Consider the following 26,431-nt stretch of genomic DNA (forward strand, 5'->3'; position numbering starts at 1 on the left):
TGCACTTGCAAAAGCGCGATAGATGCAAAGTTATAGACGTGTGTTATTTTATTTCACACGTCTTTTCGAGTCAATCGCAAGGTCAGACCGCTACAGGGGCAGAAAGATGGCCCTGCGGCGCATATCCGGACACCTCGAAATCCTCGATCCGGTATCCAAAGATCGTATCGGGTCGGCGCACAATGGCAAGGCGTGGATCGCCCTCCGGTTCCCGCGCCAACTGAGCTTCGACGAGCTCTGCATGGTTGAGATAGAGATGTGTATCACCGCCCATCCACACCAGCTCGCCCGGCTCTAGATCGCACTGCTGCGCTAGCAGGCGCAGGAACAGCGCCGCTCCCCACAGGTTGAACGGCAAACCCAATGCCACGTCGCAGCTGCGCTGGTAGAGCAACCCGTTGAGGCGGTTGCTGCTGACATGGAATTGATAGGTCTTGTGACACGGCGGCAAGGCCATCGCGTCAAGCTCGGCCACGTTCCATCCTTCGACGATATGGCGTCGGCTTCCGGGATTGTGGCGGAGCGAATGCACGAGATCGGCAACCTGGTTCACGCCCTGCGGACGCTGCCGGAACAGCCCCTCGCCCGCCGGTTCGTAAACCGGCCAGTCAACCCACTGCTTGCCATAGACCGGCCCAAGGTCGCCCCATTCGCGCGCAAAAGCTGCATCGGCGACGATCCGAGCAGAGAAGTCGGCCCGAGAAATGCTATCACCAGTCGCCTTGCGATAGCGGTCTAGCGGCCAGTCGGTCCAGATCTCTACCCCTTGCGCGCAGAGTTCACGGATGTTGGTATCGCCGGTAAGAAACCACAGAAACTCCCGGGTCGCGGTCTTCCAGTAGACGCGTTTTGTCGTCAGCAATGGCATCCGCCCGTCGGACAGATCGAAGCGCAACTGCGCGCCGAACACCGAGCGCGTGCCGACGCCCGTGCGATCGACGCGCTCGTCTCCGCTCTCCCAGATCTCGCGCATGAGATCGAGGTACTGCCACTCATAGTGACGGGCGGAATCGGCGCGTTTCAACATGGTTCTGCTTCTATCGCCCCGCACTCGCCGGAGCAAAAGCCCACGGCTTAAAAAACTTGTTCCTACCCGCTTGCCAGCCCCGGATGTGCCCCGTATAGGGCGCGCCTGCCTTGCAGCCGGGTAACCGGTTTGCAGATCGGTCGGGGAATAGCTCAGCCTGGTAGAGCACTGTCTTCGGGAGGCAGGGGCCGGAGGTTCGAATCCTCTTTCCCCGACCACTTCATCCTTCAAGATGACTAAAAGGGCGGCCTTCGGGCCGCTCTTTTCGTTTGACCAGCCCTCATCGCCTCGTCGCAGCTACGGCACAAGTCCTTCAATTCGCCCTCATTTCCGCGTCGCAGGATCGCAAAGCGGGTTTCCGATCGGAACAACTGAGCCGAAATTGGCGATGTTATTCCGACAACTGGACAGGAAATCCCTAGTGAGAATCCGCAATATCACCGCAGCCCTTCTCGTCGCATCCATTCCCCTAGCCACTGCCGCAAGCGCACAAGAAGCAGCCGCAGGAACCGAAACGACTGCAACCGCAGAGTCACCCGCAACTGCAGCCACGCCCACTGTCGGCGCTACTGTTTATGACGTGAACGGCGCTGAAGTCGGCAAGATCAAGAGCGTCAATGCACCCAACTTCGTCATCGATACCGGCAAGAACTCGGCCACTCTCGCTCTGACCGCGTTGGGTTCGGGTCCCAAGGGTCCGGTTCTGGGCATGACCAAGGTAGAGCTTGATGCCGCAGCCGAAAAGGCAAAGGCCAACGCCAAGGCTGAGCTTGAAGCCGCAATCGTTGCCGATGCCCCGGTCTATGCATCCGATGGCACGACCCAGCTTGGCAAGGTCACCGAAGTGACTGCCACCGATTTCGTGCTCGATGCCGGCACCATGCGGGTCAAGCTTCCCAAAACCTCGGTCGCCAAGGGCGCTTCGGGGCTGATGATCGGCATGACCGCGCAGGCATTTGCCGATGCCACCAAGAGCGCTGGCAAGAGCGCTGACGCGGCAGCGACCAAGCCTGCAGGCAAGTAACAAAAGTTCAGGGAGCGGGCGGCGCGTTTACCCCTTTTTCGCGTCGCCCAAACCCGTCACGCTATCCCCCTCGCAACAGCTGGACGCCCCAGTCGCGCTCAAACAGATAGAGCAGCACACGCGCCGCTTCCCCGCGAGGCGAAGCCAAACCGCCATCGCGCTCCATAAGCAATCGTGCGTCATCATGCGCCAGGGGCAAAAGCCGCGCGATCTGCTCGAAATCGGCAACCTTGAACGGCGTATCACCCGATTGCCGAGTACCGAGCAGCTCGCCGCCGCCGCGCAGCCGCAAGTCCTCCTCCGCCAGTCTGAAGCCGTCCTGCGTTTCGCGCATCAGCGCCAGACGCTCGCGCCCCGTCTCTGACAGCGCCTCACCGCGCAGCAATAGGCAGGTCGACTGCTGGCTTCCGCGCCCTACGCGTCCGCGCAACTGGTGCAACTGAGCAAGGCCAAAGCGTTCGGCCTGCTCGATCACCATCAACGTGGCGTTCGGCACGTCCACGCCCACTTCGATTACCGTAGTCGCCACCAGCAATTGCGCCTCGCCCCGCGCAAAGCGTTCCATCGCTGCGTCCTTGATCTCGGGACGCAACTGGCCGTGGACCATGACGACTGTATCGCCGAACCTCTCCTTCAGCGCAGCATAGCGCGCTTCGGCAGCCGCAATGTCCTCGGTCTCGAGCTCGCGCACCATCGGGCACACCCAGTATGCCTGCGCGCCCTTGGCGATGTGTCGGGCAACGCCCTCGACCACATCCGCGATCCGCTCGGTCGAAATCACCCGCGTGTCGATGGCCTGCCTGCCCGGCGGCATCTCGTCGAGCCGCGAGACGTCCATCTCGCCATACTGCGCCAAAGTCAGCGTGCGCGGGATCGGCGTTGCAGTCATCGCCAGACAATGCGGCGTGCGCTTGGCTTTCTGGGTCAGCATCAGCCGCTGGCCGACGCCGAAGCGATGCTGCTCGTCGATCACCACCAGCGCCAGATTGCGATAGGCGACGGCATCCTGAAAGATGGCATGGGTGCCGACGCAGATGTCGATGCTGCCATCGAGCAGCCCCATCAGGATCGATTCACGCGCCTTGCCCTTGTCACGCCCGGTCAGCAGCGTGATGTTCACGCCAGTCCCTGCAGCCATTCGAGTAAGCGTCTCGGCATGCTGCCTCGCAAGGATTTCGGTCGGCGCCAACAAGGCAGCCTGTCCGCCCGCTTCGACCGCGATCAGCATGGCGTTCAGCGCCACAGCCGTCTTGCCCGAACCGACATCGCCCTGCAGCAGCCGCAGCATCGGAGCCCCTTGCGCCACGTCGCTTTCGATCTCTGCAATCGAGCGCTTCTGCGCGCCGGTCAGTTCAAACGGCAGCTTGAGCTTGGCGCGCAGGCGCCCGTCACCATGCAGCGGGGTGCCCTTCTTGGCACGGTTGCTTTCGCGCACCAGCATCAGGGCGAGGCTGTTGGCGAGCAGTTCGTCATAGGCGAGGCGATCCTTCGCCGCCTTGTTCTCCACCTTGTGTGCGGCGGGCAGTGCCTCATGCCAGGCCGGCCAATCCATCTTCGCCAGCAGCCCCGGCTCGATCCATTCCGGCAGCATCGGCAGATGCGCCAACGCCTGCCCCACCAGCGCCTGCACCCGACCCTGCGTCAACCCTTCCGAAAGCGGATAGACCGGCTCGTTCAACTGGCCGAGCATGCCGGCGCTGTCTTCGCTGACATGGTCAGGATGAACGATCTGCCAGGTCTGCCCGAACTGGTCGAGACGCCCTGCCACCCATCGCTTCTCACCGAGCGGCAGCTGCTTCTTGGCCGTATATGCGGCGCGCCCGAAGAAGGTCAGCGCCACATAGTTGCCCGCAGCATCCTCGGCCATGACACGAAATGGCCCGCGCCCCGCCGCCTGCCGATAATCGCGCGGTGTCAGTGGCAGCACGATTTGCTCCCCCAGCCCCGCTTCGTCGAGGTTCGCCACTGCCCTTCGCAGAACCCAGCGGTCCGGCAGGTGATAGGCAATATCGCGCACCCGCGTCAGACCCAGCTTGTCCAGCGGCCGCGCAAGACCGGGGCCCACGCCCTTCAGGCTGGAGCTTTCGGCAAACAGGGGATTGAGCAGATCGGGACGCATCGTGGAACGGACATAGGCCGCAACCGTTACATTCGCCAATGCCGCACATGGCGAAATTCACGGGCATTTTTGATCCAACGCATGGTTGTGCGGCCCTTCAGGTGCTTGGGTCATCTGCGACAACAACGAGAACAGGAGCCCAACCGATGCTGATCCCCCACGCAGCCGTGATTGCCATTGTAGATGGCAAGGCATGGGAGCTTTACCGCAATGCCGGAACGGAGGCCGCGCCCGAACTCGTGAGCCTCGAAACGCCCGAACTGGTCGAGCAGAACCACAGCAGCGGCGGAAGCCACGCTTCACCTCACCAACAGAACGAAGCCGCGCACTGCGCCGCCGTGGCCGACTGGCTGAACCGGCAGGTGCAGGGGCACAAGATCGAACATCTCGTGCTGATCGCCCCGCCCCGGGCTTTGGGCGATTTGCGTCACCAGTTTGGCAAGGCGACGCAACACGCCCTGATCAAGGAACTGGCGAAGGACCTGATTGGCCGCCAACCCGACGATATTCTCGCCGCGCTGCGGGGTTGAACTATCCAAAGGGCATCCCGGCGCAGGGGGAAGAACCGCGCCGGGATGCCCTTTGGCCTAGGCCCTACGGCCCTTGTTTCGCTCGCGCGTTCGGCCTAACGGCAAGCCATGACCGAGCCTGCCGCCACGCCGCCCGAAAGCCTTCGCCGCATCCACTTCCGCGCCTGGCACCGTGGTACGCGCGAGGCGGACTACATGATCGGCTGCTATTTCGATCGCTACCACGCCTCGTGGACGCCCGAGCAGGTCGCATGGTTCGAAGATCTGATCGAGGAAGACGACGTCGAGATCATGGCCTGGGCGCTCGGCACCCAGCCCGTGCCCGAGAAGTACGCGGGCCCGATGATGGACGCCATGCGCAAGCTGGACTACGTCGAGATCCCGCGCTGATTTCGCGTCTCGCGCGTTAGACCCGCCATGTCAGACCTCGCCCGGATCCTCTCGGCAAAGACGCCGCTCACGCTTTCGTCCGTTGCGCGCGGCGCGCAGCCGCTCGTGCTGGCTGACCTCGCCCGCGCCGCCAAGGGCCGTGCCGTGTTCATTGCGCCTGATGAAGCAGCGATGCGCGCGATTGCCGATAGCGCCGCGTTCTTCGCGCCGGACCTTGAGGTCATCGACTTCCCCGCGTGGGACTGCCTGCCGTTCGACCGCGCCTCGCCCGCGCTTTCCGTCAGCGCCCGCCGTCTCGCCGCCTTGCAAAAGCTGCAGCACAAGCGATCCGGCCCGCAGCTGCTCGTCACCACTATCAACGCCGCGCTCCAGCGAGTGCTCACCCCGTTCCGCCTCCGCGAATCCACCCGGCTCCTGACGCCCGGCGCCGAGATCGGCCGCGAGAGCCTGATCGGATTGCTCCAGCGGCAGGGCTATTCGCGCACCGATACCGTGGTCGACGCAGGCGAATACGCGGTGCGCGGCTCGGTCTTCGACATCTTCCCGTCTGGCCTTGACCATGGCCTCAGGCTCGATTTCTTCGGCGATGAGCTCGAAACCCTGCGCCTGTTCGATCCGAACACGCAGCGCTCGGTCCAGCCCGTCGAAACGCACCTCCTGCTCCCCGCCAGCGAAGCCCTGCTCGATGAAGACAGCATCAAGCGCTTCCGCAGCCGCTACCGCGAACTGTTTGGCGCCAACGCCACCGGCGACCCGCTCTATCAGGCGATCACCGACGGCCGCCGCCTTGCCGGCATGGAGCACTGGCTCCCGCTGTTCGAAGACCGCCTCGTCACCCTGTTCGACCATCTGGGCGAAGGCGATCTCGTCCTGATTGACACGACCGCGATCAAGGCCGCCGAACAGCGCGTTGCCGACATTTCCGACTACCACCAGTCGCGTCTCGACAGCTCGTCCAAGGCCCCCGGCAGCTATCGCCCCCTGTCAGAAACCGCGCTCTACCTCTCGCGCGACGAACTGGACCGCGCGCTGGCAGGCTGGCCCGTCCACCGCACCACGCTGTTTGCCGAGCCAGAGTCCAGGCAGGTCGTCGATTTCGGCTTCGCCTCCAGCCACGATTTCACGCCCGAACGCGCCGCCGCCACCTCTGGCGGCACCAACATTTACGAAGCGGCCGCCAAGTACATCTCGGCCCTCGGCGTTCGCGGCAAGAAGCCGATCATCGCGGCTTATACCACCGGTTCGCGCTCACGCCTCGCCTCGTTGCTGGCTGAGGCGGGCAAGTTTACCCCACAGATGGCCGAAACCTGGCAGGAAGCGCTAGGCCTCGCCGCCAGCGGTAAGCCCGCCGCCGTGGTCCTGCCGCTCGAACAGGGCTTCGCCAACGACGATCTGGAACTGCTGACCGAGCAGGACATCCTTGGTGACCGCCTCGTCCGCCGCAAGAAGAAGCGCAAGGACGCGGACGCCTTCCTGGCCGAGCTATCCGCCCTCACCCCCGGCGATCTCGTCGTCCACATGGACCACGGCATTGGTCGCTATCTTGGCCTGGAAGCCATAGGTGTCGGCGATTCCCCGCACGATTGCGTCCAGCTTGAATACGCAGGCGGCGACAAGCTCTACATCCCGGTCGAGAACCTAGACGTCCTCTCGCGCTATGGCTCTGACGCCGACGGCGTCGCACTCGACAAGCTTGGTGGCGAGGCGTGGCAGCGCCGCAAGGCGCGGATGCGCGAGCGTATTCTGGAGATGGCCGGCCAACTCATGGCCACCGCCGCCCACCGCGCGCTGCGGCAGGGCGAAATCCTCCCTGTCGATCCCGCCAGCTACGGCCCCTTTGTCGATCGCTTCCCGTGGGAGGAAACCGAGGATCAGGAACGCGCCATCGGCGATGTCCTGTCCGACATGGTCGAAGGCAAGCCGATGGACCGCCTCGTCTGCGGCGATGTCGGCTTCGGCAAGACCGAGGTCGCTCTTCGTGCCGCCTTCGTCGCGGCCATGCAGGGCGTTCAGGTGGCCGTCATCGCGCCGACCACGCTACTCGCGCGCCAGCACTACTCGAATTTCGTCGAGCGCTTCAACGGCTTCCCGCTCCAGATCGGCCGCCTCTCGCGCCTCGTCCCAGCCAAGGAAGCGGCAGAGACCAAGGTCGGCCTTGCCGCTGGCACGATCGACATTGTCGTCGGCACCCACGCGCTGCTCGCCAAGTCGGTAGAATTCAAGCGCCTCGGCCTCGTCATCGTCGATGAGGAACAGCGCTTCGGCGTCACCCACAAGGAGAAGCTGAAGGAACTGAAGGCGGACGTCCACGTCCTCACTCTCACCGCCACGCCCATCCCCCGCACGCTGCAGATGGCCATGTCAGGCCTGCGCGAGCTGTCCACGATCCAAACCCCGCCGGTCGACCGCCTCGCCACCCGCACCTACGTCATGCCGTGGGATGACATGGTCATGCGCGAGGCGCTGCTGCGCGAACACCAGCGCGGCGGGCAGAGCTTCATCGTCGTGCCCCGAATCGCCGACATGCCGGAACTGGAAGAGTGGCTGCGGCTCAACGTCCCCGAAGTCCGCTTCGTCACCGCGCACGGCCAGATGAGTCCGACCGAGGTCGAGGACCGCATGGGTGCGTTCTACGAAAAGAAGTACGAAGTCCTGCTGTCGACCACGATCATCGAAAGCGGCATCGACATTCCCTCGGCCAACACCATCGTCATCCACCGCGCCGACCGCTTCGGCCTTGCCCAGCTCTACCAGCTGCGCGGTCGCGTCGGTCGCGCAAAGATCCGCGCCTACGCATACCTGACCTACCCTGAGACAATGGCCCTGTCCGAAGTCGCCGAAAAGCGCCTCAAGGTGCTCGGCGATCTCGACAGCCTCGGCGCCGGTTTCCAGCTTGCCAGCCACGATCTCGACATTCGTGGGGCTGGCAACCTGCTCGGCGACGAACAGTCGGGCCATATCAAGGAAGTCGGCTTCGAACTCTACCAGTCCATGCTGGAAGACGCGATCCTTGCCGCCAAGGCGGGCGACATCGGCCTTGCGCGTGAACGCGAGGCGCTGAGCCCGCAGATCACGCTCGACGCGCCGATCATGATCCCCGAGGACTACGTACCCGATCTCGCCGTGCGCATGGCGCTATACCGCCGCATGAACGATGCCGAAGGTCCGGACGCGGTCGAGGCTCTGGCCGCCGAAATGATCGACCGGTTCGGTCCGCTCCCCGGCCCGACCCAGAACCTGCTGCGCCTGATCGAGGTCAAGCGGCAGGCCATAGCCGCCAACATCGCCAAGATCGACGTCGGCCCCAAGGGCGCGCTGGTGAGCTTCCACAAGGACACGTTCCCCGATCCCATGGGCCTGATCGGCTACGTCGAGCGCCTCAACGGCGTCGCCAAGCTGCGTCCCGACAACAAGCTGGTCATCACCCGCGCGTGGGGCACGGCAGAAGGTCGCCTCAACGGTCTGGTCCAGCTGACCAAGGGTCTTTCGGCAATCGCGAGGCGGGCGAAGAAGGTGGCTTAGGCCGTCTGCTCAGTCGGATCAGATCAGCGCAGTGATCTCGTCCGCGCCAACCGGCCCGGATCGCAGAAACCCCTGAAAGGTATCGCACCCTTCCTCGACGAGCACCGCAAGCTGGCTCTCGCGTTCTACACCCTCGCACACCAGCTTGAGCCCGAGCGCACGCGCCATGGCGACAATGGCGGTAAAGATCGCCCGGTCCCGCGCATCGCTGTCCACATCACGCACCAGCGAGGCATCGAGCTTGATCGTATCGAGCGGCAAGGCCTTCAGCGTGCGGAAGTTCGCATATCCCGTACCGAAATCATCGAGTGCTATTCTCACGCCAAGACTGGCAAGTTCAGCCAAAGCCTCGGACGAGCGCGCGAAATCGGCCACGAGTGCGTGCTCGGTCACCTCAAGCGTCAAGCGCGCAGGCGCGAAACCGATCGACCTAAGCAGTTCCGAGAAGTCTGCAGAGAAACTGTCATCGGCCAGATCTTCCGCGGTAACATTCAGCGAAACGGCAAGCCCTTCCGGCCAAGCCGCCGCAATGGCCAGCGCCTTTCTGGCAATATGGCGCGATAACTGCGCGACGTGATCGCCACGCTCGGCTATTGCGAACAGCGTCTCCGCGCCCATCCGGCCCAGCTGGGGATGATCCCACCGCGCCAGGGCCTCAACGCCTGCAAGCGATCCATCTGCGACGGCATATTGCGGTTGAAACACCAGACCGATCTCATCCCGCGCCATCGCTCCGATCAAGTCCGCCTCAAGCCGCGCAGCACTGCGCCCCCGAGCACGGTGCGATCCGTCCGCCCAAAGGAGACGCCGCCCGGCCTGCTGCTGCAGCGAGCCCAGCGCCTGATCCAAACGATCGATCAACGCCGCCCCGCCCTCACCAGGAAGCCCGCGCAGCAACGCCGTGCGCGGTACCAGACGCAGCACATCGCCGCTCATCGGCAGGCTGCGCGATATCCGGCGGGTCAGCGCTTCAGCCAGCCACTGCCAACGATCGCGGCTGATCGTCCCACTGCTGGCCACAAGGAATTCGCCCCCGCCGACCCGTGCGACCAGCGCATTGGCTTCCAGTTCCTCGGCAGCAAAGTCGGCAATGCGGCGAGCGATTTCCGCTAACACGCTGTCGCCACCTGAATGACCATAGGCAAGGTTCACAGTGCGGAACCGGTGCAAGCCGAGCAGCATGGCGTGGACATAGCCGCGCTGATGCCCCTCGAACCACGATGCCGCTCCCGCGATGCCGGGAAGCCCGGTAAGGCTGTCGCGCACATCGTCGGCGCTGGAAAGTCGCGTGGGCCTTGGCATCGTCGCATCTTTAGCGGGCTATCCTTGCCAAAGCGTTCCGCCTGTGCGCCGCGCTGCGTTTGCCATGCTTTTGTGCATTGCGCCAATCCGGTCCGCCCCATATCTCCCCGTCAGGACTTTTTCTGCTGCGTTCGACGGGGGCTTGAAGACAAATGCCGGATTTCGCCCGCCTCGCCCTGCTGGCCTCTCCCAGCGAGCGCGCTCAGGACGCGTACGAGACGCTGCTGAAGAGTCGCGACTGGGTGCCGCTCGAAGAGGCAGACGCGGCCGTGGTGATCGGCGGTGACGGCTTCATGCTGCAGACGCTGCATACCATGCTCGATATCGACCATGTCGTTCCCGCCTTCGGCCTCAATCTCGGTACAGTCGGCTTCCTGATGAACAAGTACAGGTCGAGCCGCAGTATCGAGGAGCGCCTTGCCAAGGCCACGCGAATCTCGGTCTCGCCCCTGCGGATGACCGCGATCACCAACACCGGCGAGGAACACTCGGTCTGCGCGATCAACGAAGTGTCGATCCTTCGCGAAACCCGCCAGACCGCCAAGCTTGAGGTCAGCGTCAATGGCAAGGTGCGCATGCCCGAACTCGCCTGTGACGGCGTGCTCGTGGCTACGCCTGCTGGTTCCACCGCCTACAACCTCTCTGCCAACGGCCCGATCCTGCCGCTGTCCTCCAACATGCTGGCGCTCACCCCGATCAGTCCTTTCCGCCCTCGTCGCTGGCGCGGCGCGATTCTGCCCGACACTTACGAGATCGTGTTCAAGGCACTCGAATCGGTGAAGCGGCCGGTCCTCGTCGTGGCCGATCAGAAGGAGGTGCGCGACGTGCGCGAGGTGCGCGTCAAAGCCTGGCCCGAGCATCGCCTGACCCTGATGTTCGACCGTGGGCAGAGCCTCGAGGACCGCATCTTCGCCGAACAGTTCATGGTCTGAGAGAAAATTGAAAACAGGTGCTTGCCAAACCGGAATCGCCTGTTATTAGCGCGGTCCTGCCCCGGGAGACCGAGGCTGCTCCCTGATAGCTCAGCGGTAGAGTAGGTGACTGTTAATCACTTGGTCGTAGGTTCGAATCCTACTCAGGGAGCCATTTCTTTCCATTAGAACAGCGCATTGCGCTTCACTTCGCCCCATCGTCCGGTGGGGCGTTTCCGCGTATGGCGCCGTCGCCTCTTGGCTTGCCTCTCCAACTCACTTCACGCACTGCATTATCCGCGATCAGGCAATAGGCATCGAGCGTGGTGTTGCCGAGATCGCCGCGGATCACGATATTCTGTCGGGTCAGGGAATTGAACGCTATCACCACGTGACTCTGCGGGTTGGTCAACTGGCTGGCGATGTGGGCGTGATTGTCGGTTGGCCCGCTACGGTTCTTGTTCACGAAGACGTTATTGACCGCAAAGAAATCCGAACAGCCTCCGCTGCCCGTGAAGAACAGGTCCTGGGCCACGATTTGCGTGGCGACGTTGTCCATGATCACCACGTTTTCCTTGACCACTCCGGTGGCGTTCTTCTGGTAGAAGTCGGCATGCAAGTCGAAGTAGCTGAAGAGCTTCAGCGATTTGCCTCCGACCGGCAACGGGCCCCAAGGTCCGATGGTGCCCAAAGCTTGGTTGGACGCGGCAAGATGAGTGTTGTCGACAACTCGAGCCGACCAGTCGGGCAGACTGTTGAGCCATCGAGCCACGCCGGCGAAATCGTAATTCGTCCCTGCAAAGTGAACTGCATCGCCATTACCGGTGGCGAAAGTCCCCACCGTCACGCCATCGACCATCGCGGTGAACACCCGTGATGCTGCAAGGTTGGTGCCGGAACAAGCAAGCGTCGCAGCGCCCTGGCCTGCGTAGGTGATTTCGAGCGCGGGGCGATAGACGGTCCAGTCCTCGGTCGTGTCCCATTCGCTGACACGGTTGCCATAGACACACAGACTTTCGGTGAACATGTCAAAAGCGCCGCGCTGAAGCGTGCAATTGCGCGCGAGCGAGCACTGGACCATTGCGTTGTGGAGGTTCGTCGCCGTCACGTCGGTAAACCAGGGCCAATCACGCACCACCTGAGCAATAGGTCGCGACCCCTTGCGCCACAGCGCCGCACGCCCGGCCGGATCGCTGTTGGTCATTGTGCAGCCATCCAGCCAGTGCTGCCGGTTGGTCGGCCTCTCGTGATAGAGTTGAAAGACGTTGCGGAAATCGAGCGTCAGGTTTGCACCGCGAAAGCAGATCGGCTCCAGTCGAGGGCGCATCGTGTTGACTGCGTCGTAGTTTCTCACTCCAGTCTTCGGCTGAGCCTTGCCAATCACGACCGGGACCGTCGCGTCGACGACCGTATAACCCCAGGTATGGTAACCTGCAGCCAGTCCATCCCATTCGTGTAGCCCACGCTCGACGATAGTGATGCGTGCAAAGTTGGCGCCGCGCTGACGGATGTGCTCCGCCGCCGCCTGCAGGGTCGGAAACCGTCTCCCCGCAATTGCCGGACGCGATGGTGCCACGATCAGTTCGAGATCATGCATCTTCGCCCGGGGGTGGAACCGGTAGGGCCCAATGACACGGACCTGCATCGTCGGATCGCGCGGGATGGCCCTGAACCAGACTTCCGCGCCACCGTCGGCGCTCTCGACAATGTGGCGCCCATCATGAACGAGTTCAGCCCACCAACCGAAGGCCGAACGTATCACGCCCCCAGCATCACGATAGTGCCACATGGTCGGACGCTCGATACGCGCCATGCGGCCCTCGAAAAACACTTCCACGCCCGCAAGGCCTAGATTGGTGAGGCAGTCGCCGCGATCGTTCGCCCCGGCGGCAACGCCAACGACCATACGATCCACATAGACTTGCCCTGGCGGCACCAGCAGTCGCATGGCTGGCTTCGCCGTGGTGCGCGCTGGGTCCTGTGGCACTTGCGCAAAGCCTGAACCGGCGAGGCCGTTCCAGCTATCGCCGGGCGTTAAGGAAACCGTCGCCCCGCGTGCCTCCAGGGTCGCCAGTCGCTCCATTTCTGCAAAGGCGCTGGCAGGCCCGCCACCTCCCTTGCCGCCGGGACCCGCCATCAGCGGCGTTCCGGGAAAGACAACCCCAGCGAGCAGGGCACCAATCATCTGACGGCGATCGAGGCTGAATCCGCGTTTAACGCTGAATGAGTCGGTAGTATCCCGCTGGCTCATGGTCTGCACCTCGTTGCGCCGACCATGCTAGCGATACCTGCTGCGGCTTGCATCAAGCCAATGGCAGACGCCCGCTCACGGTCGTGTCCTTGTCAGCCAGATCAAGTTGCCGGTCGCTGAACAGACGCAAGCCTTCCAACAAGGGTGCGCCTTCAGTGCCAGGTCCGCAGGCGACCACCCAGCAATGCATCAAGAACGGCCGGATGCAGGGGCTCTGCCAGTCGCAGTGTCACACGGAACCCACCACTTTCCTCGACAATCGCAGCGCGTGATTCGAGGCCCGGAAAGGTGAGCCATACCATCGTTCCGAGACGCGGATTCTCCATGCAGTCGACCTGCGCGGTGTCGCATGAAATCGAGCGGACATTAACCTTGGCCCGAAACACGCCCCGCCGGTAACTTGCCTGCAGGAGCGCGGGCTCTAGCCCGCCGGAGTGCAGAACCGTCTCAGTCTGAATGTTCCGATCAAGCCACATCGCCGCTCTCCAGTCGCGCTGCGTTAACGCAAATGGAGAACGGTAACCTGACCGGATTTTTCAGCCCCCTACCGCCTTGCAGCCACAGCTGAAGCAGGAGGCACCTCGACCGACGTCATCGGTGCCTTCCCGCTGACCAGCGGCTTCGCGCCATCGCCCACGATGATGAACGCCGCCCAGTAGAACGGATGCGAAGTGTTCGGGTCATCCATCAGCTTTTCCTGCGCGCTCTCCAGCGCGTTGGCGAGTTCCTGACCCGGCATGGAATCGATCACGCCGCCGATCAGGCGCTTGGTCGCATCGAAGTCGTCCGGCACGGGCCAGTGACTGGCGATGACCGTGCGAGCCCCCGCGCCAACAAAGGCTCGGACCAACCCGTCGAGCGCATAGTTGCCACCTGTCGTCACGCCAGCCTCGCGGCTTGCAGCGACCGTTGCCATGCCCGCCGTGTCGCAGGCCGAAAGGATCACGAGATCAGCATTGAGCTTGAGGTCGAAGATCTCGCGGAAGGTCAGCAACCCGTCGGAGCCCATGTCACCGAAGCTGGTCACCAACGCGGGTCGCGCTGGACAATCGGCACGCGGTGCAGTCACCAGACCATGCGTGGCAAAGTGCAGCACACGGTATTGGTCGAGATCGGCTTCGGAAAGCAGCGCGCTGTCGCTGAAGGCCGCATCGGTCTTCACGGCGCTGCCCCCGAGGCTCAGCTTCTTTTGCGCAAATAGCAGTTCGTCAGCCGAGATCGGGTTCTGCCATGTCGCCAGCGGCCAGTCGCATTCATCGGCCACCGCAGTGACCGGGCGTGCGGCTGGCTTGGCGTTGTGTCCCAGACCCAGATAGTTCCGAGGTGCACCGGACGCAGCAAGCTTGCGGATGTCCAGGAACCCGCGCGGGCTCACCGCGATCGTTACCTCGCGCCCTCGGCCGAGCCATTCCACGCCGGTAAAGTCGAACGGATCGCCGTCGGGGCTCTCCATCCGCTTCTTGTATTCGGCGACGCCTTTATCGCCGGTCACCAGCACCGTCGGCGGCAGTTGCAGCATTGCGCCATCGGGCTCGAAGATCAGGTGCCGCGTGGTGGGAAGCATGTCTTCCACCTGTCCGAACAGCGTCTTGTAGAGCGCGCGCGACTTATCGAGATCGAACGGATAGTTGACCTGCTGACCATTCTCGACCTTGACGATGGTATCGCGGATCTCCTTGACCTGCTTTGCCATGTCGGCAGGCGAAAGGCTAAGGTCCACCACGCGCGCAGCACCCTTGGTGACAAACAGACCATAGACCCGCTCGCCCACGACCATCAGCTTGTAATAGGACTCCCCACCCTTCAGGGCCGATTGCAGCTCGACCAATTCCACGCTGCGCGGCGCCAGCACGTTGTAGCGCGGGAAGGCTGCCAACTTGCTCACCAGCGCGGTCTGATCGCGGCGCAGCGACGCTAGGTTATCCTGCGCCGATTGCAGTGCTGCGGCCTGCTGGGCGTCGGGAGTTGCAACGGTCGAGAGCTGCTCGACGAGCGCCTCGGTGCGGGCAATATCGCGTGTGCGGGCAAGCGAGAGGCGGAACAGGGCCGCTGCCTCGTCATTGCCTTCAGACATCTGACGGGCCAGCACCGCCTGCGTCTGCGCGACGCCGGGTCGCTGCAGCACCTGCGATGCGGCAAAGGTCGCCTTCGCGCTTTCGACCCCACCGCTCTTCGCAAGCAGTCCGAAGTACGGCCCCAGCAGATCACGCAGCGTCGTACCCGCATCGGGCACTACCAGACTGTCCTCAACGACCTTGCCATAGAGCGCTAGCGCTCCGGCCTCGTCTCCGGAACGACCGAGCCATGCGGCCTTGCGCGCCTGCGCTGCCAGAAGCGCAGGCGATTGCGGGAAGGAGGCCCCGATCAGCGCAATGGCACGGTCAAATGCCGCGCCACTGTCTGCCTTGCGACCCTGTGCTTCGGCAAGAAGCGCCAGCTCGATCTGGATCTCCGAACGCAGCCACCCCGCAGAAGCAACGCGGCCACCACGAACGGCCTCAAGCCGCCGTCCGGCGCCTTCGAAGCCCTTGATCGCTTCGTCGTAACGCCCCTGCAGGCGCGTCGCTGTAGCCTTGAGCGCATCGGCCTGCGCATCGAGTATCTCGGCCCGCTCTGTATCACTCAGCCCCGGGTCGACCGCGCCAAGCCGCTTGAGCGCCGAACTTTCGCGGTTGATCTGTTCGGCCAGTGGCATGTTGATCAAACCGGCTTCGAGGCTGCCTCGGTCAAAGACATCGCCGATGGCATTGACCGGCGTCGAGAGCTCCTTGAGCGCTGCCGCAGGCTTGCGCTGGTTCAGGCGGTTGATCGCCCGGTAGTTGCGGATCAACCGCTGGGTAACCCCGTCACCACGCGCCATGGCAGATCCGGCTTGCGCGAGCAGCCGGTCTGCCGTGGTGAAGTTGCCAAGGTTCGATTGCTGAAGAGCCTGGTTTGCCAGCGCTTCTGCCAAACCCGCAGAACCCGAGTTGCGATCGCGGTTGGCAAGCGCCTCGAAGAACTCGGACGATTCGGCAAAGCGCCCGCCATTGTTGCGCAAATAGCCTTCGTCCCGCGCGCCGAGCCGGTCGAGCTGGCCCGCCTGGACACGGGCAAAAGCTGCCGGATCGCTGACTTCGGTCGTAGCCACGCGGATCTCGCCCGCAACCGGAGCATCGGCAATGACGCTGGCAAGCGCCAGACGAAGCGCGGGATCGTATCCGGCCAGCCCTTCTACGAAGTAGGTCGTTCCACCCCGCTTTACCGCGTAGCGCTTGTAGTCGACGTTGGCTGCCTGATCGCGGCAATTGACCGCCACAACCCGGCCCAGAGCCTCGATCATCACTGCGCCGTCGCCACCACAGGCTAGGGTAACCCCCGGCAAGCCAGTCGGCTCGCTTCCCATCGCGACATCGCGACGTACCGCAATCAGCGTGCCCACTGCGCCCGAGGCATCGCGGCAGCTCAGCCGGTAACTCCGGTCGAATATGCCGCCGAGCCGCTTGTCGAGCGGCGCGTTCTGGGCGGTACAGGTCACACCCGAACTGCCGACACGGAAGGAATTGCGAATGGACAGGGGTTGCTGCCCTTCGGCAGCGAATGTGGGTATGGCCGTGGCGATCATGCCCGCCAGAAGCGAGACACGGCCAAGCAGGAGTCCACGCCGCAGCGTGTTCATCGATCCGTTGTTCCGCGCGTTCACTGGTCGTCTCCTTCCGCGCTGTTCTCGTTGACCACCGAGCCGATCAGAGCGGGGTTGCCGCTGCCTGCCACGGGTTGCTCGACCTGCGTCTGCGGTTCGAGCGGTCTGCTGTCGATAAGCTGTGGTGGTGGCGCGATCGGACTGGACGCTGCCTGTTCACCCTCGCTTGCCTCTTCCTGCTGAGGCGGTGGAGCCTCATCGTCACTGCCCTCTTCGCTGGCAGGAGCCGCCGGTTCCTCGACAAAGGTCGGCGTAGAGCCGAGCGTCTGGTTCGAGATGATCTCGATCTGACCCGAAATCTGGCCGATCGTGTCCGGCCCTTCCGGCATGACCGAACAGACTGTCGCGCTGAGCAGACATCCGTTGATCTGGCTATCGGCCGTGTAGGGTGCGAAGTTCGCGTCCGGATCGTTGACCACCAGATCGTGTGCGGCAAAGCCGGAGACGATGCCTGTCGGCGTCTGGAAGGCTCCGTTGACCACGATCGAGATCGTGCCGGGGGTCGCGTTGGTCGGGGCCGTCACGTCGACCAGATCGAAGTTCGCCAGGAAACCTGCCGGATTGAGCGCCGTCCCGGTATTCTGGATGTATAGGGTCCCTGTAGGCAATAGATCCAGCCCGAGCGCGCGCAACACACCTTCGGGGCGTTGCACGGCAGCGGGGGCATTCAGTTCCTCGATCCGCCCTGCATAGAGAGGATCGGCCGACAGCTTTTCGAGGATGCTCCCTGCTGCGACATGGATATTCGCCGCGTTGATCTCGATCACGCCGCCGAGCGGCGCACCGGTCGTCTGCTGGCTGGCCGAAGTGAGGTTGATCGCCCCTGTCGCCGCATCGAGTTCGAACCTGCCGGTCGTGAATTCGAGGATGTTGGATTGCGCAAATCCTGTCCCGTTGACCGTCCCCACAACACGGATCGCGCCACCCGGCGTCTGGGTCTGCAGATTGCCCGATGCGAAGATGATCTTGCCTGCAGTGCCGGCAGCAATGGTCGATCCGATCGTCCCGCCCGCTGTCAGCGAGACGTTGCCGATCAGCATGTCCGTGGCGTTGGCTGACTGGTCCACGGCAGCGATTGTCAGTTCGCCCGTCGAGATCAGACCGATTTCGGAATTGCTCAGCGAATAACCGCTCCCCGTCAGCCCGTCACCGATCAGCGCGGTGCTGCTCGAGTTTGAGATCAGGTCCACAAAACCGGTCTCCGTGGTGCGGATGCCGGACAAGATTTGCGGGCCGGTCGGTCCGGTCGGTCCGGTTGTATTGGGTCCATTGTCGATGATGGCGATGTCTGCCGAGACAATAGTAACCTGCGGCCCACCCCAGCGCTGGCTTACGGTAACAAGGCCGCCGGATTCGACCTCGATTCCGCTGAAACCTGCCATGCCGCCGCCGGTAAAGTTGCCCGCCGTCGCAGCAGAGATGCGCCCAGCCACCGCTGCTTGCGAGATTGTTGCAGTGCCGCCCGTGCGAACCGGCGTTGCTGCGAAAAGCGCATTGTAGTTGATCGATCCGGGCAGGGCCGAAGTTACCGGCAGCATTGAGGAATTGGCGATCAGCAGGCGTCCGGTCGCATTGGTGATCTGGTTTGTCGTGGCGTTGGTCACGATTCCGGCAAGCGCAAGCTGGACCGAAACATTGCCGTTCGACAGCAACGCAAGGTCCCGCCCACGCACCTGCGCGAGCGAAAGCCCTGCAGCGCCGCTGGCGAGGACATCCGATTGGGAAAACAGGTTGTTGGCCGTGATCGAACCGCTGCGCGAAATCAGCTCAAGCCGGTTGCTCTGCGCCTGCACATTGCCGAAGTTCATGTTGCCGGTGCTGGTCACGCCAATGCTGCCACCAGCGAACAGATTGCCTGCAGTAACCGTGGTCCCCGCCGCAATCCGCAAGGTGCCGAACGTCGACTGATTGGCAATCGCTACGGCCCCGGCTGTTGCGACAGGTACGGCCGCAAAGACCAGCTCCTTATCGAACCCGGCGGGCGTCTGGCCGAGAACTGCCATCGAACTGTTGGCGATCAGCGTCCGGTTCACAATCGAAAGGCTATCGACGCTGACGCTGCCTTCAGCCAGCAGAAGGTTATCGAAGGCCCTGACGAAGCCCGTAGTCAAATTGCCCGCAGCAGCAATGCCGAGGTCGGAAGCGGCGAAGACAGCGCCGGTCACAACATTTCCGCCAGAGCGAATGCCGATGGAGTAGAGGTCGCCGTTGGCTCCCGATGGCGTACCCGATCCGGCGGCGAGATTGCCTGTCGTCACATTGCTTGCCGACGTCACGGAAATGGACGTTGCTGCGGTCAGGTTGCCGGTCGCGGCAACGGCCTGCGACGTCAGGTCGATCGAGTCGCCCGAGTTCACATCACCAAGTGTCAGCGAATTGCCAGCGGTGACGTCGATCGCGCCCAGCGCGAACAGGGCACCAAAATCGATCCGACCGCCCGCCAGCAGCGTGAGCGATCCTTGCGTGCTGAGGTTCGCGTAGCCAACCAGATCCTGGCCCGACGAAAGGCTGAGCGAGGACGCTCCGCTCAGTGTGCCCACCGTTGCGGGTGCACTTGCGGCGAACACCCAGTTACCCGCGCTGATCGACACGTGGTCGGCGTTCAGTGCAGACTGGTCGAGGGTGAGCGAGAACGCGCCAGGTGTCGTGAACAACAAGCCGCCGGTCAGGTTGGCCGAAGAGCCGGTCATCGCAATGAACTCAGCGAGCGAGCCTGGCGTAACGGCGTCAGCCGTCGCCTGAAGCGACAGGTTCGTGCCGGTGAAGTCGCCGTTGATCAATTGGACGTCGACCGCATCGCCGATCATCGTCGAGGTACCGGCCACTGACCCGGTGCCGCCCGTGGCAGTCGCGCTGAAGCTCAGATCCCCCGCCGTGAGTGAACCACGCTGTGTCGGCTGCTGGAAGCGGCTCGTGATGACAAGCGCCGCACCTGCCAGTTGATCGACGCTGGTAACGTTGCCGACCGAGGCATTGCCGCCTGCGCCGAGCGTGGCCCCCGCCCCGCCATTGCCACCCACTGCGTGCGCGGCAAAACTACCGGTACCAGTGATCGTCGTCTGGCTTCCCCGGACGAGCAGCGTGGTGCCTCCGGCCAAAGCGTTGCCGCCTGCGCCGCCTGTTCCGGTAGAGGCGTCTCCGCTGCCGCCATCACCACCAATGCCTGCCGCAAAGGCAAGGACATTTGCGTAAGTGCCGGAACCGGTGTTCAAGGAGCCGGTATCGAGCCCGCTGACCGTACCAATCTGCACGGCACCTCCAGTGCCATTGCCTCCGGCACCGCCGATCCCACCCAGTCCGCCACCACCACCTGTCCCATTCGCGAGCGCATTCACGCTGCCAACTTGCATCCGGCCACTCCCGGCCGAGCCGGCCACGATCACCGAGCCGCCCTCGGCCGCACCGCCGACGCCGCCGGTCCCGCCCGGGACACCTGCATTACCTCCGAATCCGCCAGAGGCTGACGCATCGGCGGTCAGACTGGTGATGGTAACCTGGCTAGCGCCTTCCAGAGCATTGTTGGCAAATACCTCCAGCGTGCCACCGGTCGCCGAGCCGCCGCTTCCACCCAGCAGACCATATCCGCCGAAACCGTCACCAGTCGCGAAAACGGTATCGAGCGTGAGCGTGCCCTGACGCGCCGAGATACCTACGAAGCCGCCAGTACCAATGCCACCCTGCCAGCCATCGCCCCCGGTGCCTTCGGAGGTAACAAACGTGAACCCACCGACATTGATGTTGCCATTGTTGCCAAGCGCCGTGGGCGTTCCCACCGTGAGCAGCGCCGTGCCACCCGTACCAGCACCCCCGCTCCCGCTGGTGCTGTCGAAGCTCCCGGCCCCGCCAAAACCGCTGGCCTCGATAGCTGTGCCGCCAGTGACGGTGATTGCCCCGCCCCCGCTGTAGAGCCTGCTGGTGCCGCCGGTGCCCTCGCCGCCGCTCGCACCGATGTCACGTCCGCTACCTCCGTTACCGTCGCTGTAGATGTTGATCGTGCCGGAAACGGTTGCCGTGCTGGTGCCCGAGGCAATGAACGATGCGGAACCGCCCTGGGCACTGCCCCCGGTCTGGTTGGTGAACTCGTCGCCGCCCCTTGCGCTGGCGTAGAGCTCGACCTGGCTCGCGCTGAAGCTCATGCCGGAATCGAGCCGCACGAGAACGGTTCCGCCAGTCGCGGAACCGCCCGTCACGCCATAGGAGCCGCCACCAAAGCCCAGCGCGCTCATGGTGAGCGTGCCGCCAATGGTTATGTCGCGTCCGGTAGAACCGAGGCCGGTCCCAAGATTGAGCGCCCCGCCTTGCGCATTCCCACCCGCAGCGGTGCAGGTTATGCCGCACGTCCCGCCATTGCCGCCATTGGCATCGGCCAGGAAGTTGACGTCGCCGGTGGCGGAGAAGGTGCTGCCCGCCAGGTCGAGGAACACTGTCGCGGAACCGCCGGTGGCCGCACCGCCGCTGCCGCCAGCACCTTGGGTAGGACCTGAACCGCCATTACCGCCATTGCCGCCCTGCGCGAGTACGCTCATGGAAGCGAAATCGAACTGGTAGCCTCCTGCCCCAGTTCCGCCTGCCGGAGTAGCCGAACCTATATTGATCCGCCCCCCCGTCGCTGTCCCGCCGACACCACCCTGCCCGCCGGTCGGCGTGCCAGAAATGCCATCGGCCCCGCTACCGGCGACAGCAGCAGCAGACGCCAGCAACTGTCCGGAAGAAAAAACTCCGCCATCCGGGGCCGACAAGAGCGTGATGTGACCACCTTGGGCATTGCCGCCGCTGCCGCTGACTTGACCAAGCGTCAACGCAATTGCGCCGTCTCCGCCACGTCCCGTTGCGCTTATCTGCAGCGTCGGCGCCGAAATCTGCGTGACGGCTGAAACCGCCGATCCTGCAAGCAGCGAAACGTCGCCGCCTACACCGTCTCCGCCATTGCCGCCGGCGATGCCGAGGCTGCCCACGCCTTCTGCAAACAGGTTCAGACTGTTGAAAGCATCGACAGTCGAGCTGTTCGCTGAAAACTGGATGCCACCACCGGTGCCACTGGCCGGGGTCTCGCCCGAACCGGCAAATCCGGTCACTTCGAAGGTTGCATCGCCCGTCTGGCTGAGGTGAACCGTGCTGCGGTTCGAAGTAAACAGGATTGACCCACCCGTTGCGCTACCGGCGCTACTGCCCGGCGTGAAACTGGTCTGATCCCCGCCCGATCCAATCGCTCCGATGTAGGCAATGCCATTGCTCGTGAACGCGGCATCCGAGATTGCGATATTGACACTGCCACCCTGCCCGGATCCTGCAACGGTGCCATTGCCGCCATAGCCTTCGGCCACCAATGAGAGTGCCGCGTTGCCTGAAAGCTGGCCACCGGTCATCGTGATGCGAGCGATGCCACCGTTGCCATTGCCGGCCGCACCGGACCCATCAGTTCCATCACCGCCCCGCCCGGTTGCGGCGACATCGATATCCCCGCTTGCAAGGAGTTGCCCGCCAGCGGACACACGCACATGCGCCAGACCACCGTTCCCGGCTCCTGAAGCTGCCGAACCGAATTGAGCACCCCCGCTGCCGTTGGCGGTCATGAACAGACCTGCCGTCTGCACCGTGCCGCCGTTGGCGAAGATATCGACAGTGCCCCCGGTCGCCGCGCCGGCAGCCGTAGTCCCGCCCGCGGGCGTGCCGTTTGCATTTGCTGTAAGCGAGATGCCTGTCGTGGCCGAGAGAGTTGCGCCGTTGCGGGCTTCAGCAGTGACAAAACCGCCCGTGACCGCCAAGGTCGATCCGGCGCCCGTTGCCCCGAATGCCCCTGCCGATACATCCAGACTTCCGGTAATGCTGATGTCGGTCGTATTGGCAAAAATGTTGACCGAACCGCCATTGGCGCTGCCAGATGCGCCACTCGCACCAATGCCGTTGCTGGCAAATGCCAAGGCATCGAACCGAGCTTGTCCGTTGATGGTGATACCCGTCCCAGACGTGGCGTTGGTCGACAGGGATACGTTGCCGCCGAGTGCCGAGCCGCCCGCTGTCGCGCCATCACCGCCAACGGCATTGGCGGAACCGGTGGTGGAATGCAGCGAGAGTGACGAGGTACCAAGCGTGAAGATGCTGACCTGACCACCCGCAGCGTTGCCACCGGCCCCGGTTGCGGAGCTTCCTGCCAGAGCGCTAGCGGTCAGTTGGGCTGCTGCACCGATGCTGATCGTTGAATCGCCGTTCGCCCGGATTGCCGTAAGGCCGCCCTGAGCGCTGCCTCCATCAAGTGTACAGGTAACGCAGCCAAGGCCGTTGGCCCCCGTCGCCGCTGCAGAAAGATCGACGGTACCGGCGATCTGGACGCTTGAGCCTCCGGTGCCCGTGCTCAGCACCCAAGCAGTGCCAGCAGTGGCACCTCCACCACCTGCGCCAGTCGTCTGCGCCTGTCCGCCAAGCGCATTGGCCTGAAGCGTGGCGTTACCTGAGATCGTGATCTGTCCGCCGTTGTTGGACTGGATCTTGGCAAACGATCCGGTTGCCTGCCCGCCCGTTGCGCCGGGCGCAACGGCCGCGCCACCAAAGGCGTTTGCGGTGATCAGCACGTTCCCGCCGATGGTGATTGCACCGCCATCGGTGGCATAGATTTCCGCACTGCGCGCCGTGACATCCGGTGAGGTAATAGCGCCGAAAGCGTCCCCGGAGATGCTCAGGTCACCGGCGACGTTAACGCTGCCGCCAGTGTTCGAGAATATCGAGTTGTTGCCACCAGTTCCTTCGATCGAAACGTTCGATGCAAAATCAAGACCCGCACTCGACGTCGACCCGAAGACCACTCCGCCGGTTGCGCTGGCGACGAAGTTGGAGGTGATGTCTGCATCGCCTCCAGTGATCGAGACGAGGCCCGTCCCCCCGCCTGCAGACGGAGCAAAGGCAGGATTGCCACCATTGACGTTGTGTCCGGCCGAGAGAATGATCGTATTGCCGCTGACATCCGCCGCCCCGGCGATATCGAAGCCCAGCGTGCTGCCAGCATTGATCGCCATGGTGATCGCATCGTTCTTGGGAACGGCGACCATGTAGATGCGATGCAGGAAAGTGCCGCCCGAGGCTGCTGGCCCCGTGATTGTACCATTGTTTGCCGCGACCGTTCCCGTAGCGCTGGTGCCGGAATCGACCTGGATGTCGAACAGCCCGCTGGGTGAGAAGGTGATCGTGGCCGCATCGGCCGCTACCAGCGCGGCAGAGCCATTGACGGTTATCGTGCCGTTGTTCGTCACCGAAGGCGCGACCATTGCGATGTACGAGCCATCCACCGTCGCGCCAAGCTGGGCACCGGCATTCACAATGATCTGCGAGCCTGCGACCGTTGCCGGCTGGAACACATAAGAGCCGCTGCTGTCGAAATTGCCGGCGCTGTCGAAGTTCAGGTCCGACGTGGTCAGGACAAGGTTGCCCACGTCGAATACCGACGATGCGCCGATCAGGATGCCGCCAGGGCTGTAGAAGAACACCGTCCCGCCCGGGACCTGACCGCCCGCAGCCGTCTGCAAGCGAGACACAACGGTACCGTCGAACTGGATCGGTCGGGTCGAGCCCGAAGGAATGATACGGTTGAGAACCGCAAAATCGGAGTTTGCGGCCGGGTTGTTCGTGAATGTCGCCGTTGTGCCGGATGTCTGGAAGATGATCGGCCCGCCGGTCGCTGTGGTGTCGGTCGGAGTCCAGTTGATCACAGCGCTCGGACTGGAGACCGTGATCGCTGTCGTCGTCGGCGTCGTGTTGATGGTGACCGAACCGAACGTGGATGTCGGCGTTGCCTGGAACGACTGGGCGCGCAGTGCAGGCGCTGACGCCACCAGAGCGGTCGCCAGCGCGAGTCCGGATGCCGAAAGCAACTTCTGGCGGGTGACGGGAAGCATGGCGCGCATCAGAAGCTCCTCCACGGCAGGAGCCGTGTGGTCAGGGTCACGAGAAAACGGGGATCGGAACGCTTGGCCTGCAGGCCGACCTTCTCGAGCGGTACGGCCAGTGTGGCCTCAAGACGGAAACGCGAGCCGATATCGGAGCGGATGCCGCCACCGGCCGACGTGAGCCGTTCGGAACCTGGCACACCCTTGTTCCAGACCCATGCTGCATCGGCAAAGACGAAGGGCTGGATGCGGATGCTGCGGCTGCTGCCGAAGGGCAAACGCGGCCCGCGAAGCTCGGCGGTAGCGCCGACGGCATTGTCGCCGATCAGTTCGCCCGGATCAAAGCCACGCCCGACGGTAAAATTGCCCGCCGAGAATTCCTCGAAGCTGTAGAGCGGTTTGAACGCATACTGCGCGCGGGGAGCCAACAGGAACGAGATGCGGCCCACAGCCCGCTCGTATTCGCTCTGCCAGCGCACGACGGTTGCACTCGGCGCCCCATCGGCCCGGCTCGCCGGGGTTTGCGTGGCGCAACCGGGCCCGGTGCATGGCTTGGTTGCGTCAAGGATCGACAGGCCCTGTCGCAGCTCGAGCGAAGACGAGACGCGCCATTTCGGCACGGCGTGATTGGTATCGACCGCATCGAGATCGAGCCTGCTCCACGCAACGCGAATCTTGTCCCGCGTCAGTGGGCCGATCAGGTCGACGTCCTGATTGACCAGGTCGAAACCACCACTCAGCCAGATGTTGCGCGAAAGCGAGCGCTGCAGCGGATAGCGCGCATAAAGGCTGGCATAGAGCGTGCGTGCGTCGAGCGAGACATTGGCCGGCAGGCCTGCAACATCCGGCTTGGTCCACGCGTAAGTGAGCTGGCCACCGACGATCAGGCCCTTAGAACCCGGGCGGAATTCGTGCGAGCCCTGCAGGATGTGCTGCTCGCTGAAATCGGACGTGGCGTAATAGGAAAGCGTGGTCGCATCGCCCATGCCGGTGAGGCCGAAGAACTGGGCACGGATCTGGCCGCCGAACCGGCCGGTGGCTTCGGAGGAGAGGTTCTGCAAGGTGAGGTCGACCGCATAAGGCTCACGCAGCACGCTGACTTCCGCCACCAGATCACCCGCGCCCGTACCGGCAGGCTTGAGCGTGAGCTGTACGTTGTACCCCGGCAAATCGCGGGCGAGCAGCAGATAGCGTTCGGCGCGGCGCTGGTTGAACACCTCGTCGCCAGTGAGAGCCGAAAGATACTGCTCGAGCTTGCGCTCGGCCCCGCGCGTTTCGCCGCGGGCGCGGACAGCAGCGATCCGCGCATAGATCACCTCCATGCGGATCTGGCCATTCTCGATCTTCTGGGTCGGCACCTGAACCGCAGCAAGATAGCCCTTGTTGCGCAGCATCGTGCCTGCTGCATCGCGTATCTCGCACAGCACCGAAATCGGTTGAGCCGAGCCGACCAGGGGCTTCCACGTCTCGCCCAGTTCTTCGGGCGCGACTTCCTTCAGGTTGTTGAAGGTCACCTCGCTGATGGTAACCTTGATGTCCGCATATTGCGGATCGTCGAGCGGACAGGGCGAACGTTCGATGCCGCCCTTGATCGACAATTGTGAGGGAGCCGCAGGCGCCTGCCCGGTAATGCCGCGAAGCTCATCGCGCGATGGCGGGCCAGCCACTTGCGCCAAGGCCACCTGCGGAAACGGTGCAAATGCAAGCGTCGCCAGACCCGCTGCCCCCGACAGCAAGCCACGCTTCCGCGAATTCATGAACCTCATTTGCAAGTGCCCCCGTCGGAAAATCAACGA

At 63.6% G+C, this 26,431-nt stretch carries 13 protein-coding genes and 2 tRNA genes; 7 read left to right on the forward strand and 8 right to left on the reverse strand.

Annotation, left to right across the window (positions count from 1 at the left end):
- Positions 1–82: 82 nt before the first annotated feature.
- A complete protein-coding gene (gene thyA / locus ACZ1JW_RS15795) occupies positions 83–1,027 on the reverse strand; it encodes a thymidylate synthase (protein WP_465141264.1) in 945 nt (314 codons plus the stop codon).
- A 141-nt stretch (positions 1,028–1,168) separates the two neighbouring features.
- Between thyA and ACZ1JW_RS15800 the strand changes: the two genes are divergently transcribed.
- Together ACZ1JW_RS15800 and ACZ1JW_RS15805 are read left to right on the forward strand one after the other, a co-directional pair.
- Positions 1,169–1,245 (forward strand) — tRNA-Pro (locus ACZ1JW_RS15800).
- A 203-nt stretch (positions 1,246–1,448) separates the two neighbouring features.
- Positions 1,449–2,051: a hypothetical protein gene (locus tag ACZ1JW_RS15805; RefSeq protein WP_465141265.1), complete on the forward strand. Its 603-nt coding sequence runs from the start codon at positions 1,449–1,451 to the stop codon at positions 2,049–2,051.
- A gap of 61 nt (positions 2,052–2,112) precedes the next feature.
- Here the strand turns inward: ACZ1JW_RS15805 and recG are convergent, their stop codons facing one another.
- Positions 2,113–4,170, reverse strand: a complete 2,058-nt coding sequence (gene recG / locus ACZ1JW_RS15810; protein ID WP_465126365.1) for an ATP-dependent DNA helicase RecG — start codon at positions 4,168–4,170, stop codon at positions 2,113–2,115.
- A gap of 146 nt (positions 4,171–4,316) precedes the next feature.
- Here recG and ACZ1JW_RS15815 point away from each other — a divergent pair, with 146 nt between their 5' ends.
- The 3 genes from ACZ1JW_RS15815 to mfd all read left to right on the forward strand — a co-directional run bounded on the left by ACZ1JW_RS15815 (position 4,317) and on the right by mfd (position 8,612).
- Entirely contained in the window at positions 4,317–4,700 is a 384-nt protein-coding gene (locus tag ACZ1JW_RS15815) for a host attachment protein (RefSeq protein WP_465125793.1), read from the forward strand.
- Between the two features lie 108 nt (positions 4,701–4,808).
- A complete protein-coding gene (locus ACZ1JW_RS15820) occupies positions 4,809–5,090 on the forward strand; it encodes an FAD assembly factor SdhE (RefSeq protein ID WP_465125792.1) in 282 nt (93 codons plus the stop codon).
- A 27-nt stretch (positions 5,091–5,117) separates the two neighbouring features.
- Positions 5,118–8,612: a transcription-repair coupling factor gene (gene mfd / locus ACZ1JW_RS15825; protein WP_465141266.1), complete on the forward strand. Its 3,495-nt coding sequence runs from the start codon at positions 5,118–5,120 to the stop codon at positions 8,610–8,612.
- Positions 8,613–8,630: 18 nt separating this feature from the next.
- On the opposite strand, the gene ACZ1JW_RS15830 is transcribed toward mfd, so the two are convergent.
- On the reverse strand, positions 8,631–9,914 hold the full coding sequence (locus ACZ1JW_RS15830) for an EAL domain-containing protein (RefSeq protein WP_465141267.1): 1,284 nt from the start codon (positions 9,912–9,914) through the stop codon (positions 8,631–8,633).
- Between the two features lie 152 nt (positions 9,915–10,066).
- On the opposite strand from ACZ1JW_RS15830, the gene ACZ1JW_RS15835 reads away from it, so the two are divergent.
- Both ACZ1JW_RS15835 and ACZ1JW_RS15840 read left to right on the forward strand, forming a co-directional pair.
- Entirely contained in the window at positions 10,067–10,846 is a 780-nt protein-coding gene (locus tag ACZ1JW_RS15835; RefSeq protein WP_465125789.1) for an NAD kinase, read from the forward strand.
- A 79-nt stretch (positions 10,847–10,925) separates the two neighbouring features.
- Positions 10,926–11,000 (forward strand) — tRNA-Asn (locus tag ACZ1JW_RS15840).
- 30 nt (positions 11,001–11,030) lie between these two features.
- On the opposite strand, the gene ACZ1JW_RS15845 is transcribed toward ACZ1JW_RS15840, so the two are convergent.
- The 5 genes from ACZ1JW_RS15845 to ACZ1JW_RS15865 all read right to left on the reverse strand — a co-directional run bounded on the left by ACZ1JW_RS15845 (position 11,031) and on the right by ACZ1JW_RS15865 (position 26,392).
- Positions 11,031–12,962, reverse strand: coding sequence for a hypothetical protein (locus ACZ1JW_RS15845; protein WP_465141268.1), 1,932 nt, complete (start codon positions 12,960–12,962; stop codon positions 11,031–11,033).
- Positions 12,963–13,228: 266 nt separating this feature from the next.
- A complete protein-coding gene (locus tag ACZ1JW_RS15850; RefSeq protein WP_465125786.1) occupies positions 13,229–13,552 on the reverse strand; it encodes a hypothetical protein in 324 nt (107 codons plus the stop codon).
- A gap of 68 nt (positions 13,553–13,620) precedes the next feature.
- Positions 13,621–16,758 carry a CHAT domain-containing protein gene (locus ACZ1JW_RS15855; protein ID WP_465141269.1) on the reverse strand — a complete coding sequence of 1,046 codons (3,138 nt, stop codon included), beginning with the start codon at positions 16,756–16,758 and terminating at the stop codon, positions 13,621–13,623.
- The gene (locus tag ACZ1JW_RS15860) at positions 16,755–24,653 is read right to left on the reverse strand and encodes a hypothetical protein (RefSeq protein WP_465141270.1); all 7,899 of its coding nucleotides are present in this window, start codon (positions 24,651–24,653) and stop codon (positions 16,755–16,757) included. Before ACZ1JW_RS15860 ends, ACZ1JW_RS15855 begins: the two co-directional genes overlap by 4 nt.
- A complete protein-coding gene (locus ACZ1JW_RS15865; protein ID WP_465141271.1) occupies positions 24,653–26,392 on the reverse strand; it encodes a ShlB/FhaC/HecB family hemolysin secretion/activation protein in 1,740 nt (579 codons plus the stop codon). The genes ACZ1JW_RS15860 and ACZ1JW_RS15865 overlap by 1 nt, the downstream gene beginning before the upstream one ends.
- Positions 26,393–26,431: the final 39 nt, after the last annotated feature.

This window comes from Novosphingobium sp. BL-A-28-Hi1-0D (assembly GCF_055521755.1).